Source organism: Streptomyces toxytricini, from assembly GCF_014649915.1.
Classification (GTDB): domain Bacteria; phylum Actinomycetota; class Actinomycetes; order Streptomycetales; family Streptomycetaceae; genus Streptomyces; species Streptomyces toxytricini.
This window is the reverse complement of record NZ_BMTY01000015.1, coordinates 42695-59449: the sequence shown is the minus strand read 5'-3', so window position 1 is coordinate 59449 and position 16755 is coordinate 42695. Positions and strand designations below refer to the sequence as shown.

Annotated in this window: 13 protein-coding genes and 1 pseudogene; 7 read left to right on the top strand and 7 right to left on the bottom strand. The window is 71.6% G+C overall.

Going from position 1 to position 16755, the window contains the following annotated elements:
• Positions 1-2: 2 nt before the first annotated feature.
• The 5 genes from traA to IE170_RS19920 all read right to left on the bottom strand — a co-directional run bounded on the left by traA (position 3) and on the right by IE170_RS19920 (position 2788).
• The gene (gene traA / locus IE170_RS19940; protein ID WP_189810772.1) at positions 3-599 is read right to left on the bottom strand and encodes a plasmid transfer protein TraA; all 597 of its coding nucleotides are present in this window, start codon (positions 597-599) and stop codon (positions 3-5) included.
• Entirely contained in the window at positions 599-1021 is a 423-nt protein-coding gene (locus IE170_RS19935) for a hypothetical protein (protein ID WP_189810771.1), read from the bottom strand. The genes traA and IE170_RS19935 overlap by 1 nt, the downstream gene beginning before the upstream one ends.
• A gap of 107 nt (positions 1022-1128) precedes the next feature.
• Positions 1129-1470, bottom strand: a complete 342-nt coding sequence (locus IE170_RS19930) for an RRQRL motif-containing zinc-binding protein (RefSeq protein ID WP_189810770.1) — start codon at positions 1468-1470, stop codon at positions 1129-1131.
• Positions 1470-2534, bottom strand: coding sequence for a hypothetical protein (locus IE170_RS19925; RefSeq protein ID WP_189810769.1), 1065 nt, complete (start codon positions 2532-2534; stop codon positions 1470-1472). The genes IE170_RS19930 and IE170_RS19925 overlap by 1 nt, the downstream gene beginning before the upstream one ends.
• Complete coding sequence (locus tag IE170_RS19920) at positions 2531-2788, bottom strand: DUF6284 family protein (protein WP_189810768.1); 258 nt, start codon at positions 2786-2788, stop codon at positions 2531-2533. The genes IE170_RS19925 and IE170_RS19920 overlap by 4 nt, the downstream gene beginning before the upstream one ends.
• Positions 2789-3553: 765 nt before the next feature.
• Here IE170_RS19920 and IE170_RS19915 point away from each other — a divergent pair.
• Entirely contained in the window at positions 3554-4690 is a 1137-nt protein-coding gene (locus IE170_RS19915) for an NsdA family TPR-like regulatory protein (protein ID WP_189810904.1), read from the top strand.
• On the opposite strand, the gene IE170_RS19910 is transcribed toward IE170_RS19915, so the two are convergent.
• Positions 4674-5450 (bottom strand): NUDIX domain-containing protein, encoded by a 777-nt coding sequence (locus IE170_RS19910; protein WP_189810767.1) that lies wholly within the window; start codon positions 5448-5450, stop codon positions 4674-4676. The two genes, IE170_RS19915 and IE170_RS19910, sit on opposite strands and share 17 nt — an antisense overlap.
• 524 nt (positions 5451-5974) lie before the next feature.
• On the opposite strand from IE170_RS19910, the gene IE170_RS19905 reads away from it, so the two are divergent.
• The 5 genes and pseudogenes from IE170_RS19905 (at position 5975) to IE170_RS19885 (ending at position 9926) form a co-directional block, all read left to right on the top strand.
• On the top strand, positions 5975-7255 hold the full coding sequence (locus tag IE170_RS19905) for an AAA family ATPase (protein ID WP_189810766.1): 1281 nt from the start codon (positions 5975-5977) through the stop codon (positions 7253-7255).
• A 2-nt stretch (positions 7256-7257) separates the two neighbouring features.
• The gene (locus IE170_RS19900) at positions 7258-7986 is read left to right on the top strand and encodes an HNH endonuclease (protein ID WP_308428420.1); all 729 of its coding nucleotides are present in this window, start codon (positions 7258-7260) and stop codon (positions 7984-7986) included.
• Between the two features lie 339 nt (positions 7987-8325).
• Positions 8326-8412: pseudogene (locus tag IE170_RS19895) on the top strand (glutamine synthetase); the annotation flags it as partial.
• A gap of 153 nt (positions 8413-8565) precedes the next feature.
• The gene (locus tag IE170_RS19890) at positions 8566-8976 is read left to right on the top strand and encodes a DUF6578 domain-containing protein (protein ID WP_189810763.1); all 411 of its coding nucleotides are present in this window, start codon (positions 8566-8568) and stop codon (positions 8974-8976) included.
• Positions 8977-9143: 167 nt separating this feature from the next.
• Entirely contained in the window at positions 9144-9926 is a 783-nt protein-coding gene (locus tag IE170_RS19885) for a restriction endonuclease (RefSeq protein WP_189810762.1), read from the top strand.
• A gap of 9 nt (positions 9927-9935) precedes the next feature.
• Here the strand turns inward: IE170_RS19885 and IE170_RS19880 are convergent, their stop codons facing one another.
• Positions 9936-12674 (bottom strand): PIG-L family deacetylase, encoded by a 2739-nt coding sequence (locus IE170_RS19880; RefSeq protein WP_229884990.1) that lies wholly within the window; start codon positions 12672-12674, stop codon positions 9936-9938.
• Between the two features lie 1090 nt (positions 12675-13764).
• Between IE170_RS19880 and IE170_RS19875 the strand changes: the two genes are divergently transcribed.
• Positions 13765-16752 carry a bifunctional [glutamine synthetase] adenylyltransferase/[glutamine synthetase]-adenylyl-L-tyrosine phosphorylase gene (locus IE170_RS19875; protein ID WP_189810761.1) on the top strand — a complete coding sequence of 996 codons (2988 nt, stop codon included), beginning with the start codon at positions 13765-13767 and terminating at the stop codon, positions 16750-16752.
• Positions 16753-16755 lie beyond the last annotated feature (3 nt).

The window sequence follows — 16755 nt, the reverse complement described above, 5'->3', positions numbered from 1 at the left end:
CTTTAGAGCTGGCCCCAGTCCATGCGCGGCGCCTGCGGGCGGCGGGCGCGGTGGCGGACGCGGTTGATCTCTTCCTCGTACTCCTGCTGGAACGCGGCGTAGGTGGCGGCGGCGTTCTTCGCCGCGTCCCGCAAGGCGTCCGCGGCGCGCTGCATCTTCCGCGCCACCTTCGCCGCCCGGATCCGCGATCCGCCCAGACGGCCGTCGGGGTCGGGGACCTGCACCAGCGTGGCCTTGAGGATTTCCGCGCCCATCGCCACTTCGATCGACAGCGCCACGCCGGCCGCGCGGACGGCGTTGCAGTACTGCCGGACCTGCGCAGGGGAGGTGAACTCCGGCGCGGGCAGCAGGGACCGGCCGCCGCCCTGCCCGCCCGCGGCGGGCGCGGCATGACGGCCACCGCCACCGTTGCCGCGGCCGCCGCCGGCGTTGACGTTCAGGGTGAAGCCGGGCGAGAACGACTTGTTGAACGTCTTGCTCTGCGAGCCGTTCGCACCCGGCCGCGGCGTCGTCCGCGGCCGCTGCGTGCGCGCCTGGCCGCCGGCAGGGTTCCATCCGGCTCCGGCGCCCCAGTTGCCGCCCGGGGTCGTGTCGGCCATCAGCGGTTCTCCTTCATGGTCGTGGCGGTCAGGCGGCGCGCGAGGACCCAGCCGACCTGCGCCGCGGCGGTCAGGACGATCCAGGCGGTGAACACCGGCGGGCGCGCCGGGCCGAACCCGGCCGCGACGGCGATCCACGCCGCGCCGGCCGTGGCGGAGACGGCCAGCAGCGCACGCCACAGGGCGGCCTGCCGGGAGAGGGGGCGGTGGCGGAGCATCCCCCACGCCCAGACGCCAGCCGGGGCCAGCGCGAGCGCGGCGAACACCCATGCCGTGCGGGGCTCGATCAGGTGAACGACCCCGGTCACGGCCAGCAGGGCGGTAGCGGCGCCGGTGGGGGCCCAGGTGCGGCGGTGCTTCCACGCCCACCGGCCGGTCGCCGTAGCGGCGCGGGCGGTCAGCGTGGGCGGTTCGTGGCTCATGACGAGGATGACCGGCTCGGCACCCCGCCGCCGCGGGATGCGCACGGTCGAACCGGCCGAAGGCCGTATACGACGAGACACAGCAGAACTCCTTACGACGGTGGGGTTCAGGCGGCGCACTGTTCGGAGTTGGGGAAGGCGCACGGCGTGCACTCGCCCAGCCGGGTCGGGATGACGTAGCCGGCGTCGCGCCCGCAGGTGGGGCAGGTGCGGCGGGCCTGGTTCGCCGCGGCAAGCGCGGCCCGCCGGGCCGTGGTCATTGGCCGGACCGGCAGGGCAAGGTCGATCCGGTAGAGGAACGCGACCAGCGGCCCGCGCCGACGGCGCGGCCGCTCAAGCTGTGCGACGACGTCTTGTCCGCCGGGCCGAAGCCCGGCGGCACGGAGCTGCCGCCGGGTGGCCAGTCCGTCGGGGGCGAGGCGCCACCGGTAGACGGGGACGGCGCCCATCACGCGGTCTCCTCCTGCGTGATGAGGGTGCTCCAGGCGGTGCGGATGCGCTGCTCGCCGCCGACGAACCCGCCGTCGCGGAAGGCCGTGACGGCCTGCCGGTAGGACAGCGGCGGGTCGGCTGTGTAGCGCAGGTGCCGCAGCACCACCACAAGCTGAGCGTCCGTGAGCGGCTCCGCGGGCTGCGGGGTGGGCACGCCTGCGACGGCCGCGACTTCTGCCAGGGTCACGGGTGTGACGGCGTCCGTGACGCCCCCGGCCCCGTCCCCGGGCATCGGGGTGGTGACCTGCGTGTCTTCCCCGTCACGGGGTGCCTCGCCCACCGTGTCCGTGGCGGCCGGCGCCGTGGGCGCCGGGCCGGTTGCGGGGGCCGGGGGGAGGGCGGGTGTGACGGGCGGCGTGACGGCGTGACGCTCGGGTGCGACGGCCACGGCGAACATGTCCGCCAGCGCGACCTCCGCGCCGGTGGTCACCCGCTGGCGCTGCACCTGCAGCAGCCGTGCTCCCAGCGCGGTGTCCCCGCCGCCGACCTTCCGGGCCAGGCGCCACGATGCCCGCTCCGAGTACCTGCGGACTCGGGCGTCGGGGTGGTTCGCGGCGCGGGCCCGGTGGAAGGCCAACGAGCGGACCACGGCGGCCGCGCGGTGTTCGGCTTCGGCGTCACGGCCGTCGGTGTGGACCACGATCCGCCGGGCCAGGAACGCCGTGCCCTCCGCCGCCACGCACATGCCCATTGGTGTGACCGCGTAGATGACGGTGCGGCCCGGGCCGTCAGCGGCCATCGCGGACATGGCGGAGGCGGCGGCCGGCAGCAGCCACAGCCCCGCCCGCACCACCAGCGGCGCCGCCTGCCCGAGCATGGTCAGGCCCAGCAGCACCAGGGCCAGCACCGCGGTCGCGCCCTCGCCCGCGGCGACCGCGCCGAGCGCGGTTCCGGAGCCGTAGGCGCCCTTGATGTTGGAGAACGTGCCCGCCCCGCCGGCCGCGCCGGTGGCGAGCATCGGCACGAACGCCGCCCCCAGAACCAGCTTCTGCGGCCGGGTCAGCACCCGGCCGGTGCTCACGCCGCCTCCTTGGGGCCCTGCCGGTTGGCCAGGTCCCGCCGGGCCGCCAACACCCGGTTGTGCGCCCGCCGGATCCGCCGGGCGTCCAGCACTGTGACAGCTCGGTCCAGGATCATGATGCGGGCGTCGAGGAGGTCGACTTCCGCCAGGATCAGCGGCATTTCCCGCTCGATCGCCACTAGCTCCGCGTCCGACGGCTCACCGTCGAACGGGGCGGCCGTAACAACGGCCTGAAGTGCAACGATGGACTTCATTGGGTCGTGCTCCCTTCACACCAAGGGGGTAGGAACGGCCCGAACCGAGGCCCCGGTGTTCCCGCACCGGGGCCTCTCGCCGTTGGAACCATCCGGCTCCCCTCGACCCCGCCCGTACGGCACCCCGCAGAGGGGCCCGGACGGGCGGAGGAGGCAACCGGCCGCAACCGCCGAGCGGCTACGGAGATCAGGTGACGCCGTGGGCGTGGCCTGCCTCGCCGGTCCAGCGAGGCGGCGCCCAAGGTCTTAATCGCTTCACGTCGCCCCCAGAGGACGGACATGGGTACCTGGCGTAGATCGCGATCTCTGCCCTTGTCTCACCGCACTTAGAGGACTCCTCGACCCGCCCGAAGGGCGGTCCGGAGCAAGGTGCTTGCTGCCCGTGCGGCAGGGCCTGCGGCTTGTCGCAGATGCCTGGCTCTTGCCTTGCTGACGGCCGCTCTCCCCTAACGCAGGTTGCGGTGCGTCCTCTGTTCAGTTCTCAAGCCACCAAGCGCTTCCATCGAGCCCCTGTCGAGGGCCCTCCGGGCGTCCCCAAGGCAGCCCGAAGAAGGGCCGCCCTGCGCCCACCGCCGACCCCCTAAGGGATCTATCTGGTGCGCACCAGTAGCTTGACATCTGGTGCGCACCAGATGCAACCCTCGGTTCGGATTGCATGTCGGTGTGCTCCTCCAGAGAACGGCCAAAGCGGGGTACCTCGGTAGCCAACTGGGGTTAACCTCACAGGTGTTAACCAGCTCTCACCTGCGGATTTGCGGAGGCGGCGTGGCTAAGGGGTTAAGGGCGATCCGGACCGCACGGGGGTGGTCTCAGGACCGACTGATTCACGAGATGCGTCGGTTCGCGGAACAACGGCTGATCGACATCGCCTCAGCGGCCAGCCTCAAGACCTACGTGTCGGAGTGGGAGAACGGGCGACGCACCATCACGGATCGCTACGCCGCGATCCTACGGCCACTCCTGGGGGCCACGGATGGCGAGTTGTGGGGTGAGGGCGATACCCCGGAGCCGCAGGCGGATGGCTACGCGGACCTCCTGAGCAGGATCGATGCATCTGGCAGCCTGAGTCAGTCCATGGTCCCGTCGTTCCTTGCCCAGACTGAGTTGCTCCGGACCATGGACCGCCAGATGGGGGCAACCGGCTTGGTCGACCAGATGAACGGCCACTTGGCGGCGATGGAGGAAGCGTTGACCTTCGCCGTGCTGCCAGGGGCGCGACGGCCTATCGCAACCGCTCTTGCGGGAGCATCCACCCTCGCCGCCTGGCAGGCATTGGACGCCGGCGCCGTGGATAGGGCATGGCGCCGGTACGAACTCGCCAAGAAGGCTGCTCAAGACGCCGAGTCCCCGTTGTACCTGGCGCACGCCATGGGGGAGCAGGCGTACGTTCTCGCGGACGCCGGCCGGCCTCAGCTGGCAGTCGAGCTGGTGCGAGACGCGCAGTGCACCCACCCCGAGCGCCAGTCACCCCGCCTGAGGGCGTGGCTGGCGGCGGCAGAGGCGGAGCTGTGCGCTGCCGCCGGCGGCCCGGAGATGGAGTCGGCCGCTAGGGCGGCGCTTGAGCGGGCGACCGCGCTCCTTCCGGACGACGGAGAGGTCCGCGACGCCGACATGCTGAGCATCTTCCTCAACACCGGCCACCTGTCGAGGTGGAGGGGAAACGTCCTGGCCAAGCTCGGCGACGCTGCAGCGATGGAGGAACTGTACGCGTCCCTCCGAAGCGCTGATGAGACCTTCGTACGCGCGAACTCCGGCATCCACTGCGACCTCACCCAGGCGCACCTCGCTCGCGGCGAGCTGGACGAAGCGCGGACGCATCTCCAGAAGGCGCGCTTGCTTGCGAACCGCACGGGATCCGTGCGGTACCGCCGGCGCGTTGAGCTTCTTACCGGGCGCCTCTAGACCGGGACGCGAGGATGTGGAGCAGGGCCACGAGAGTGCCCGACCCCATGAGCTTGCCCTCGGCCATCAGGCGCGGGACGTCGTCCAGGGGGATCCAGGCGATCTCCCCCGCTTCCTCGGCGTCGGTCGGCTCGCCGACCTTCTCGGCGCCACGCGCCACGAAGATCTCATGCGGTGAGTCGACCATGCCAATCATCGGCTGGTAGCTGACGACGTGCTCCACAGGGCCTGGACGCCACCCTGTTTCCTCCTCTGTTTCGCGGGCTGCCGTGCGGGCGGCGTCCTCGCCCACGTCCACAATCCCGCCAGGCAGCTCCCACCCCCACTGCTGGGGCACGAAGCGGTACCGCCACAGCATGAGTACGCGGTCCTGGTCGTCGATCACGGCGGTGACCGCTACGCGGAAGAGCCGAACGACGTGGTGCTCGAAACGGTCGACACCGGGAGGCTCGACGTCGACCAAGTCCAGAGTCACCCATCGGTTCTCGTACACGTGGCGGGACCCATGGATCTTCCACGGCTCCATCTGCGCCGGCGTCGGAGCGCTCTCGCCGCCGAGGACGCGGTAGGAGCTGCGGTCGTGAGCCTTGATGAAGTGCTCGCTCGACAGACGGGCGAGCACCTGGCGCAGCGCAGTACGGCCGATCTCAAGCTCTGTGCTCAGCGTCCGCTCGGACGGCAGCTTGTCACCGGGGCCATACCGGCCCGACTCGATCCACGATCGGATTGTCTCGTAGACCCTCTGCGTCTTGGGTCCCATCCTCGGCGCACACTCCCGGATCGTCGGCTGCTGGTGGTCAGCGTAACGGGGGAGGAGTGCAGATGACTTAGCCATAGGGCTCTCTCGCTTCCGTAGATGCTCGTCCCGGTGCCTGCCAGAGCGAGGGGTCACCGGGAGGGGTGTTCCGGACTTCCTGTCTCCGCCCGTTCCAGCCCAACCGCAGGCCTTCGGGTCGGATTGAGGGGCGGAGGACCCCTCTGCGGCTGGGGCGGCCGGCTCCACGGCTTGGTCCCCTCCAGGGTCGGGGAACCGCGTTGAGTAGCACCAGGGGAGGGGGCCACGCGTGCCTATGACGGACAGGTTCAAGGCCTGCCGAGACACCAACCAGCGTGCGGCCCCCTGCTCATGCTCGACCTCGCCCCGGGCAGGCCGTCAGTCAAACCCGCCTCGGCAGCCTCTGATTGCCAGTGTCCACGGCGCCCTCCTGCCGCCGGACGAGCTTCATCCCTATGCTTCTCGCAGGAGTCTTCCTGCACCGGGTCCGGCCACCATGGAGATCAACCTTGTACATCGAAAGAGTCGTACTCAAGAACATCAAGGGGTTCGAGAACTCCGACCTAAACTTCTCGTCCGACGATGGGACACATGCCGGCTGGGCTGTGATCACTGGAGATAACGGATCCGGAAAGACGGCACTCCTCAAGTCAATCTGCATGGCGATCCTTGGTCCAGACGACTCACGGGTATTGCTAACTGATACCCGAGGATGGGTCGCAGAGGGGAAAGATTCCGGGACAATTTCCGTGGAGATTAAACCCTACAAGGAGTTGGATCGAACCAAGAGGGGAGGGTTCCCAGTCCAGAATACATTCTGGGCAGAAATCGGGTTCTCGAAAGAGGCTAACGCCTGGGTAATTTCTGGTTCAGTAGACGTTTTTAGACACAAGAAGCGAGGGGCCTTCAATGGCCCCTGGGCCCCCGGCACGCAGGGTTGGTTCTCGCTCGGCTATGGCCCCTTCCGTCGACTATATGGAAGCTCCCCGGACGCCCAGCGCCTGATGGTCATTCCTGGCCGCGTCCCTCGATTCGCCACTCTCTTCAAGGAAGACGCCACGCTTGCGGAGTGCGAACAATGGGTGAAACAGCTGAATTACAAGAAGCTTGAGCAGCAAGAATCCGAGCGGGTCGCTCTAGACTATCTCATCGATCTGCTCAACGACGACTTCCTGCGTCAAGGTGTAGTCGTAAGCGAGGTCAATTCTGAAGGGATCTGGCTAAGAGATCCAGCGGGCCGCCGTATGCCTCTATCCGACATGAGTGAAGGGTACCGATCGGCACTAGCAATGCTGATTGATATCTTCCGTCATATGGTGGATGTATACGGAACTTTCGATCTAATCGAGAAGCGTGAAGACGGCAGTACTTACGTCAATCGGCCCGGCCTAGTTATTATCGATGAAGTCGATTCGCATCTCCACCCGGCCTGGCAACGTGAAATCGGATTCTGGCTAAAGAAGCACTTCCCGCTGGTCCAATTCATCGTCACCACTCACAGTCCGCTCGTATGTCAGGCCGCCGATGGTGGTCGCATTTATCACATGCCGCAACCGGGTACGGGTGAGCCGTTTCAGCTAGACCGCACGGACTTCGCGCGCGTCATCGCCGGAAAGCCGGATCAGATTCTGCTATCCCCTGCCTTCGGTATGCATCACACTAGGTCACCTAGGGCGGTAGATGCCAATAAGCGGCATTCGAGGCTGCGCGCCAAGCAAATCGCCGGGAAGCTGTCGAGGGATGAATCGAAGGAACTGGAGCAGCTTTCTCTTTTTGCCGATGCGGAGTAGCGATGCGAAGAGTTCACCGGACGGATATCGACCTCGCTACCCGTCGCGTTCTCGCGGCAGCGCAGAAAAAAGTCATCGACAAAGAAGCCGCTCGAATCGAGTGGAACGCCTATCGCAGATCGGCGCGAAGTAGACCTGTCCTTGATGCGCTAAAAGGAATGAATGGACGGCGACAGAGATGCGTTTATTGCTGCGATTCTCGATCCGCTGACGTGGATCACTTCACGCCGATCGCCATTGACTTCTCCAAGACGTTCGCCTGGAGAAACTTCATCCTGGTCTGCCCCGAGTGCAACAGGAGGAAGTCGGCACGGTTTCCCCTTGATGCCCAGGGGTCCCCCCTCGTAATCGACCCAACCCTGGAGGATCCATGGGAATTTCTGATCCTTGACACAAAGACCGGCTATATCGCAGCCAGGTTCTTGGAAGATGATTTCGACCCAAAGGGTGAATGTACAATCGACGTACTGCCGTGCGTGAATCACGAAGCGGTGATCGAGGGGCGAAGGCGTGTGATTAAGCGATACTACGACGCCGTCGATTCTGTTCTGAGTAGCTCAAGCCCGGAACGCCATGTAGGGAAGATTGTTCGAGAGATACGCGAAGACGAATACGGCATCGGAGAATGGTTCGCCCGATGGGAAGGGCGAGAAGATTCGCTCTTCAGTGCCTTCAGAGAGCAACACCCTGAGGCTTGGAAAAGATTCGTCCGACAAGCCTGCCGTTCCTGACGCAGAGACCTTCTCTATAGGGCACGAGGCGCGTGGGACCTTGCATCAGGAATGGTGATAGGAGCCCGGAAATAGGCCCCCTATCATCCATGGTGCTTGACTATCTAGATGAAACATCGGCATGGGTCCACTGCTAAATCATGCGACTCAAGCTGACGAACGAAGTGTCGAGGCGAAGCACTGCTAGCGGCAAGCCTGACGGGCAGTGGAGAGTCGGGCCGTCCCTGGGCCGTCTGAGGGCGGCCCAGGGCGACCAACACCCGCCAACAGTCACCGATCTACGGTCGCTGTGACCTGGATCAGCAGCAGGCGCCCGAGGCCGACGTGGAGGCTCGCCACTTCCTGCGCAACAAGAAGCAGGAGTGGGAGGAATACCGCTCGGAGGTCACGGCCTTCGAGCTGCGGAAGAACCTGCCGGTGCTGTAACCGCAGGTCATCCGTGGTTGCACCACTACCGGCACTCGGGGCCGGCGGCACACAGCCGCCGGCCCCGAGTCGTCGGTGGCGGGTGCCGGCGGCCTGTGGGGGAGGGTGGATTGTTCAGGCCGCTTCCGAAGGCGCTCGGCGGACAATGGCTGCATGACGGTGACCATTTGGGTCGATGACTGGCAGATGCAGTGCTGTGGGGAGAGCTTCGGTCGGGGGGACGTCGTTTCCTGGACGCTGCTGGAGGCCGATCCGGAGGATTACGCCGACACCGTCGGCCGTGAGCGCGCGGACGGGATCGACTTCCGCGAGGAGCACCACGGCCAGGAGGGCGGACATGGACCCACGTCGGTGGAGGTGGTGTCGATCACCGAGGTGCACTGCCGCAACGGCGTCCCACCGGGCGCAGCGGACAAGGTGCAATGTGCCGTTCCGGGCACGACCGTACTGGTTCCGGTCGAGCAGGCGGACGGGTGGGCGAAGGCCAGGCCGGACGTGAGATTCGCGGGCTACCTGGTGACCGCCCGGCGCGTCACCGGACCCGTGGAGGGCGGGCGCGGCTGATCGCGGTCCTTGAGGGAGCTGGGGGGGCAGGTGGCCGCGATGTGCGCTCCGGCGGGCGGTGACGGTGTCGGTGCGGGACCTCAGGGTTCCCCGGAGTTGACGGGGGTTTCGGGGAGGCGGGCGTGGGGCGGGGCAGGCCGGGGTTTCCGTACGGGTTGGTCGCCGGGTTGAGGCTGTGGCTGATCGTGCTCGGGGCGCTCGCGGTGCCCGTGCTCGACAATCTGGCCGGCGGGGCGATGCGGATCCAGGACGTGTCCGCCGCGTTGACGCTGGGTCTGCTGCTGGCCCTGCCCGTCGAGTTCGCCGCCCGCGCCGCATATCGGCGCCGGGTGTGGCGCTACGAGGAGGAGGCCGGCCGCCTGCGTGCGGAGGCGGATCGGCTCCGGGAGCGGGAGCGGAGCCTGGAGGCCGAGCTGCGGCGGCGCAAGGAGCTGCTGCGCCGTGCGCGGGTGCGGGAGAAGGAGGCGCAGCTGATGCTGCAGCGGAAGGCGTGGGAGGCGGGGGTCGAGGCCGGCCGGAGGGCCCGCAAGGCGGAGTACAGCCCCGACGCCCGTGAGGTGGACGGGGCGTCGCCCGCCGGATTCGAGGAGATCGTGCGCCGTCTGCTGGAGCGGGACGGCCTGCGGGCCGAGGTCGTCGGCGGCCGCGGGGACCAGGCGGTCGACGTGCTCGCGGTCGACGCCGCCGGCCGCAGACTCGCAGTGCAGTGCAAGCACACCGTCGGCGGCCGCAGGGTCGGTGCCGAGGTGCTGTACCGGATCAACGGGACGGCCGGGCCCGTGTACGGGGCCGCGCAGTCGATGGTCGTGACGAACGGGTCGTTCACCCGTGACGCCGCCGCCTGGGGGGAACGGCACGGGATCCTGCTGGTCGACCGGAAGGCGCTGCTCGGGTGGGCGGAGGACGCCGACCACGTGTGCCGGGTCGTCGCGCTCGCACCGCCGTACTGAGCGCGGGCGCTACCGCTGCGGCCGGCCCGTGTTGCTCGGGCCTATTGGTTGCCAGGGGGTCAGGTACGCCTTCGGGGTGTCCGGGGAGGACGTCGTGTACAGGCGGGCGTCCAGGCCCATGACCGCCAGGTTGACCGTTTTGCCGTTGGCCGTGAGCGCGGCCGAGGGGTCGCCCACGAAGAGGAGGGGGGAGCGTTCCCAGGGGCGGCCCTCGCCCAGTTCCGCGCCGAGTTGGCCGCCGGCCGCGCGGGCCGCCAGGACGTGGCCGCCCGCGGCGACCGCGCCGAAGCCCTGGAGGCCGCCGAGGTCCGTGAGGCCCCGTACCGCCGGGGTGCCGTCGGGGGTGGTCGTCGCAAGGGCGGTGCGAACGTCGCCCGAGCCCGGCTTGCGGAGCCACAGGCGGACTCCGCCCTCGCGGGCGTCCGCCGTCAGGGGGAGGGCCGTCTGCGGGAGGCCCGTCGGGGTCGCCGGGCCCAGGGGGGCGCCCGGGGCCGGCTGGGCCCAGGCCGTCACCGAGGCCGCGGCCGCGGCGAACACCGTGCGCCGGCCCGCCGCGTCGGTGGCCGCCACCGGGGTGCCGAGCAGGCCGGCGCCGCCGTGGGCCTCCCAGGGGCCCCAGGTGCCGTCCGCCCGCTGCTCGCGGCCGCGCAGGGTGTGGCCGCCGTCGCGGACGTACGCCGCGAGCCGGCCCGCGCCGTCCACGGAGACCGCGGGCGCGCTGATGTCGGAGGTGCGGTCCGCGTCGGACGCCTCCGGGGTGCCCAGTGATCGCCAGGCGCCGAATTCCCGTGCGCCGGGGGCCCTTTGAACGGCGTACACGACCTCGCGCCGGTAGTCCGACGGCTGCTCGCCGAGCGTGGTGCGCGTCGCGAACGCCGCGATGCGCCCGTCCGGGAGGGTGACCGTGGACACGCCCGGGTCGATGCCGGTGCCCGGCAGCAGGTGCGGCCCGCTCCACGGGCCGATCGGGCCGGCCCGGTGCCAGAGCGCGACCTGGCCGTCGAGCACCTGGAACGCCCACAGGCCGTGCCGGCGGTCGGAGGCCAGCCAGGTGGTGCCGGAGCCGCGGGCGTGGTTGATGTTGGAGGTCCAGTTGTTGCCCGCGGGGTGGTCCGCGACCTTGAGGTCGCCGCAGCCGGCGCTGCTGCCGCAGTGGTTCTCGCGGTCGACCCAGGCGTAGACGTCCATGATGTCCAGCTTGTCCGCGGACGTCTGCGGGTCGAGGGTGCCGGGCAGGGAGCCGTTGGAGTAGCCGAGGTAGTTCTGCACGGCGAAGTGCGGCCGGTCCTTGACCTGCGCCGCGTAGGCGGCGAGCGCCGCCTGGGCGAAGCGGGCGCCGTAGAAGTGGTCCTGGTGGTCGGTGAACCGGCCGGTGGCGGGGGCTCGGCCGGGGGTGGGGTCCTGGACGCGGACGGTCGTCGGCCGGTAGTGGTCGAGTACGCCGACGAGGGTGCGGACGAGATCGTCGCGCGAGTAGGCGTACGGCTCGGTGACGGGGCTGCCGGAGGCGAGGACGGACTCCAGGCGGGGAGTCTTGCCGTCCCACAGGCCGCGCAGGCTGTCGGGGACCTCGGCGTGGACGGTGCCGGCCTCGCGGAGCTGCAGCCAGACGAGGTGGACCTCGGGGCGGGCGACGAGGACGTCGACCTCGGCGCGGCCGCCGCCGCGGGTGGGGACGGAGGTGCGCTTCCAGGCGCTGGTGCGGTCGCCGGTGGCCATCTTGGCGTAGGCGGCGCGGATGCCGTTCTGGCGTGCCTCGGCGTAGGCGCGCTTGTCGGGGCGGGCGGACGCGCGCCCGGCGGCGCCGGCGTTGACGCCGTCGGCCTCGCCGGAGGTGAGGTAGACGGACGTGACGCTGTGGCCGGTGCCGGCGGACAGGGAGTGCCGGAGTTCCGGGTTCATGAAGTACAGGTCGTCGTCGGGGTGGGCGACGATCTGGACGACGCGTCCGGGGTCGGGGGCCGCCGCGGGTATGGCCGGGGCCTTGGCCGCCGAGGGGGCGGCGGGGGCGGTGGCGAGGCCGGTGAGGGCTTCGTTGCCGCGGAGCAGGAGCATCGTGCCGGCGGTGACGGCCGCGCAGAACCCGGCGGCCTTGACGACGCGGCGCGCGAGGCGGCGGGCGGCGGCAGCCTGGGCGTGGGCCTGGGTTTCGGACTGGGCTTCGGCGTGGGCGTCTGCTGTCGCCGCGGCCGCGGGGTCTGCGGTGGCCGCGGCGCCGGGTGCGGTGGTGGCCGCGGCCGGGGCTGCGGCCGGGGTGGCGGGCTGCCGCGGGCCGGGGACGGTTCGGCCGCGCCGCCGGCCCGTGGGACGGCTGCCGGGCCGCTGCACGGGGATGCCGGGAGGCCCGGCCGTCGCCGGGTCGGCCGCCTCGGCGGAGGCGGAGCCCCCGCCGTCTGTCGCCGCGTCGTCGGGGTGCGGGGCGGCCCCGCTCCCGAACGCGTCGTCGGGGTCCCCGTAGCCGTGCTCGGGCGACGGAACCCGCTGGCCCGGTATGTCCGTTGTGCTGGATATGCCCTCCGGGTCGCCCGGCCTGACCCGGGCGGCATCGAGGGGCCGGCCCTCGGACTCGCCGACCGCGGGCGCGCACTCGCCCGGCAGCCCGCCTACCTCCCGACCCGGACCCTGCCCGGGCACCCACGCCGGGGCCTGACCGGGCAGCCCGCCCGGAGCGCCGTCGGCCTCGGGGTGCGGCCGGGCGCCCTCGCGGTCCGGGACGGCGTACGGGTACGGCGGCGCGGGCGGCTGCACCTTCGGCCCGCGCTGTGATCCGGCGTTCGGGGGCAGGCTTCGGCCCCCCTCGGGGCGCGGACCGGGGAGGGGGTGGGGCCGGGGGGTCTCCGGGGGTGGGGCGGTGTCCGGGTGCGGGCCCGCGAGGGGCTGCGGCCCGCGCTGCGATACGGCCTGCGGGGGCAGGCCTTGGCCGCCCTCGTGGCGCGGACCCTGAACGGGACGCGGCCGGGGGGCTTCCGGGGTCGGGGCGGTGTCCAGGTGCGGGCCCGCGAGGGGCTGGGGCCCGCGCTGCGATACGGCCTGCGGGGGCAGGCCTTGGCCGCCCTCGGGGCGCGGTCCGGGGACGGGGTGCGGGGATGTCAGAGGCTGGGCCTGCGGGTGTGATTCTGCTCGCAGCCGGGGGCGGGCGGTCGCGGGGCGGGGGCCCGAGTGTGCGTACGGGCCGGGGCGCGGGGATGTGGGCTGCCCCGGCTGGGAGCCGGGGCGCGGGGGCAGGCCTCGGCCGCCCTCCGGGCGCGGGGCCGGGATCGGGGGTCCGGGGGGTGGTGGCACCTGCCGCCCGGCCGTCCCCGTCGCGCCGGCCGCGGCCGTCCCCGCAGTGCTGGAATCCGCCGTATCCGTCGTGCCTGCCCCGGGCGTTGTGGCTTTGGTCACCCGGATTCCGGTCTCGGGCCCGGTTCCGGCCGCTGCGGCCGCCTCCGCCGCCCCGGCTCCCGTTCCGGCCGGCGCCGTGCCGCCCGCATGGCGGTGGCCCTGGCCGGGGTGGTGGTCGGGCATGGGGGTCCTCTGGGGCGGGTCCGTTCGGCGGGTGCCCGCCTCCGCGGGCGGAGGCGGGCCGGTTGTCGGGGGCGGGTTGGCTTGGGTGCGCGCAGGCGGGTGCGGTGCCGGGGCCGGTGGCCCGGCGGCGGTGCCTGTGCAGGGGTTCGACGGGTTTCCGGCGGTTCGGCCTGCGGCATTCCTCGGATAACCCGACAATTCCGCCTCATGATACGTGCCGGGTGTGCCCGTGAGGTGCCCGTGAGTCGAACGCCTGCTCCGGCTAGGCTCCCCCTCAAGGCATACGAGGTCAGTCGGCACAGCGGCGTGAACGTGCGCGGGAGGCAGCGGGATGACGGTCCCCGGACGCAGGAGCAGTACCTTCACGAGGCTGCTCCGCAGCGGCTTCACCGACCCGTCGGCCGCTGCCGCGCTGCTCGACTCCGACGCGCTGGCCGCCGTACGCAACGACCCGGTGCTCCTCGACGCCCTCGGCGCGACCGCCGACCCCGACCTGGCCCTGCGCGGTCTGGTCCGCCTCGCCGAGGCCGAGGACGAGCCCGGCCGGCGCGTCCTCCTCGACACCCTCCTGCGGTCCAAGCCGCTGCGCGACCGCCTCCTCGGCGTGCTCGGCGCGTCCGAAGCCCTCGCCGACCACCTGGCCCGCCACTCCGCCGACTGGCACGCCCTCGAAACGTACGAGCCCGCCGACCTCCACCCCGGCCTCGCCGACTTCGAGCAGTGCCTCGCCGACGCCCACGATCCCGTACGGCTGCGCGTCGCCTACCGCCGCTGCCTGCTGTCGATCGCCGCCCGCGACGTCTGCGGCACCATCGACGTCGCCGAGACCGCCGCCGAGCTCGCCGACCTCGCCACCGCCACCCTCCGCGCCGCCCTGCGCATCGCGACCGCCGCCGCGCCCGAGGACGCCGCGCAGTGCCGCCTCGCCGTCATCGCGATGGGCAAGTGCGGCGGCGACGAGCTGAACTACGTCTCCGACGTCGACGTCATCTTCGTCGGCGACGCCGCGAACGGCGCCGACGAGTCCGCCGCGCTCCGCGCCGCCACCCGCCTCGCCTCCCACCTGATGCGGATCTGCTCCGAGACCACCGTCGAGGGCACCATCTGGCCCGTCGACGCCAACCTGCGTCCCGAGGGCCGCAACGGCCCCCTCGTCCGCACCCTCCCCTCCCACCTCGCCTACTACCAGCGCTGGGCCAAGACGTGGGAGTTCCAGGCGCTCCTCAAGGCCCGCGCCGTCGCCGGCGACCCCGACCTCGGCGCCCAGTACGTCGAGGCCATAACGCCGCTCGTGTGGCAGGCCGCCGAGCGGGAGAACTTCGTCGCCGACGTGCAGCACATGCGCCGCCGCGTCGTCGACAACATCCCCGCCGCCCACGTCGACCGCGAGCTGAAGCTCGGCCCCGGCGGGCTCCGGGACGTCGAGTTCGCGGTGCAGCTGCTCCAGCTCGTCCACGGCCGCAGCGACACCACCCTGCACTCCCGCACCACCCTCGACGCCCTGCACGCCCTCGCCGCCGGCGGGTACGTCGGGCGTACGGACGCCGCCCAGCTCGGCGACGCCTACCGCTTCCTGCGCGCCATGGAGCACCGGATCCAGCTTTACCGGCTGCGCCGCACCCACCTCGTCCCCGAGGACGAGGCCGACCTGCGCCGCCTCGGCCGCTCCCTCGGGCTGCGCACCGAACCCGTCGCCGAACTCAACCGGGCCTGGCGCCGCCACGCCTCCGTGGTCCGCCGCCTGCACGAGAAGCTGTTCTACCGGCCGCTCCTCGACGCCGTCGCCCAGCTCACCCCCGGCGAGACCCGGCTCTCCCCGCGCGCCGCCGGCCAGCGCCTGGAGGCCCTCGGGTACGCCGACCCGGCCGCCGCCCTGCGCCACCTGGAGGCCCTCGCCTCCGGCGTCACCCGCAAGGCCGCCATCCAGCGGACCCTGCTGCCGGTCATGCTGGGCTGGTTCGCCGACTCCGCCGACCCCGACGCCGGCCTGCTGAACTTCCGGAAGGTCTCCGACGCCCTCGGCAAGACCCCCTGGTACCTGCGCCTCCTGCGCGACGAGGGCGCCGCCGCCGAGAACCTGGCCCGCGTCCTGTCCGCCGGCCGCCTCGCGCCCGACCTGCTGCTGCGCGCCCCCGAGGCCGTCGCCCTCCTCGGCGACCCCGAGGGCCTCCAGCCGCGCACCGCCGACGCCCTGGAGCAGGAGGTGCTGGCCGCGGTCGGGCGCGCCGACAGCGCCGAGGCCGCCGTCACGGCCGCCCGCGGGGTGCGGCGGCGGGAGCTGTTCCGTACCGCCGCCGCCGACATCATCGGCTCGTACGGTACGGAGGACAGCCCCGCGGAGACCGACCTCGGCGCCCTCGTCGACCGCGTCGGCCGGGCCGTCACCGACCTCACCGCCGCCACCATCGGCGGAGCCCTGCGCGCCGCCGTCCGCGAGCAGTGGGGCGAGACCCTCCCGACGCGGTTCGCCGTCATCGGCGTCGGCCGCTTCGGCGGGCACGAGCTCGGCTACGGCTCCGACGCCGACGTCCTCTTCGTCCACGAGCCCCGCGAAGGCGTCGACGAACAGGAGGCCGCGAAGGCCGCCCAGGCCGTCGTCGCCGAGATGCGCCGGCTCCTGCAGCTCCCCACCGCCGACCCGCCGCTCCTCATCGACGCCGACCTGCGCCCCGAAGGCCGCTCCGGGCCGCTGGTCCGCACGCTCGCCTCGTACGCCGCCTACTACCGCCGCTGGTCCCTCACCTGGGAGAGCCAGGCCCTGCTGCGCGCCGTGCCGGTCGCCGGCGACCCCGACCTCGGCCGACGCTTCATCGACCTGGTCGACCCGCTGCGCTACCCGGCCGGGGGGCTCGGCGACGACGCGGTCCGCGAGATCCGCCGCCTGAAGGCCCGCATGGAGTCCGAACGCCTGCCGCGCGGCGCCGACCCCACCCTCCACACGAAGCTGGGCCGCGGCGGACTCAGCGACGTCGAGTGGACGGTGCAGCTGCTCCAGATGCGGCACGCCTGGACCGAACCGGGCCTGCGCACCACCCGCACCCGCGAAGCCCTGGCCGCGGCCCGCACGGCCGGCCTCATCGGGAGGGAGGAGGCGCAGGTCCTGGACGAGGCGTGGGTGCTGGCCTCCCGCGTCCGCAACGCGGTGATGCTGGTCCGCGGCCGCGCCGGGGACACGTTCCCGTCCGAGGCCCGCGAACTGGCCGCAGTCGGCCGCTACCTGGGCTACGCGGAGGGCACGGTCGGCGAAATGCTGGACGACTACCGCCGCACCACCCGCCGCGCCCGCGCCATCGTCGACGACCTCTTCTACGGCGGCTAACGC

Coding starts and splice junctions, on each gene's coding strand:
- IE170_RS19910 (WP_189810767.1), bottom strand. CDS start 5,450: ATGGGACCCAAGACGCAGAGGGTCTACGAGACAATCCGATCGTGGATC.
- IE170_RS19935 (WP_189810771.1), bottom strand. CDS start 1,021: ATGAGCCACGAACCGCCCACGCTGACCGCCCGCGCCGCTACGGCGACC.
- traA (WP_189810772.1), bottom strand. CDS start 599: ATGGCCGACACGACCCCGGGCGGCAACTGGGGCGCCGGAGCCGGATGG.
- IE170_RS19875 (WP_189810761.1), top strand. CDS start 13,765: ATGACGGTCCCCGGACGCAGGAGCAGTACCTTCACGAGGCTGCTCCGC.
- IE170_RS19900 (WP_308428420.1), top strand. CDS start 7,258: ATGCGAAGAGTTCACCGGACGGATATCGACCTCGCTACCCGTCGCGTT.
- IE170_RS19930 (WP_189810770.1), bottom strand. CDS start 1,470: ATGGGCGCCGTCCCCGTCTACCGGTGGCGCCTCGCCCCCGACGGACTG.
- IE170_RS19890 (WP_189810763.1), top strand. CDS start 8,566: ATGACGGTGACCATTTGGGTCGATGACTGGCAGATGCAGTGCTGTGGG.
- IE170_RS19920 (WP_189810768.1), bottom strand. CDS start 2,788: ATGAAGTCCATCGTTGCACTTCAGGCCGTTGTTACGGCCGCCCCGTTC.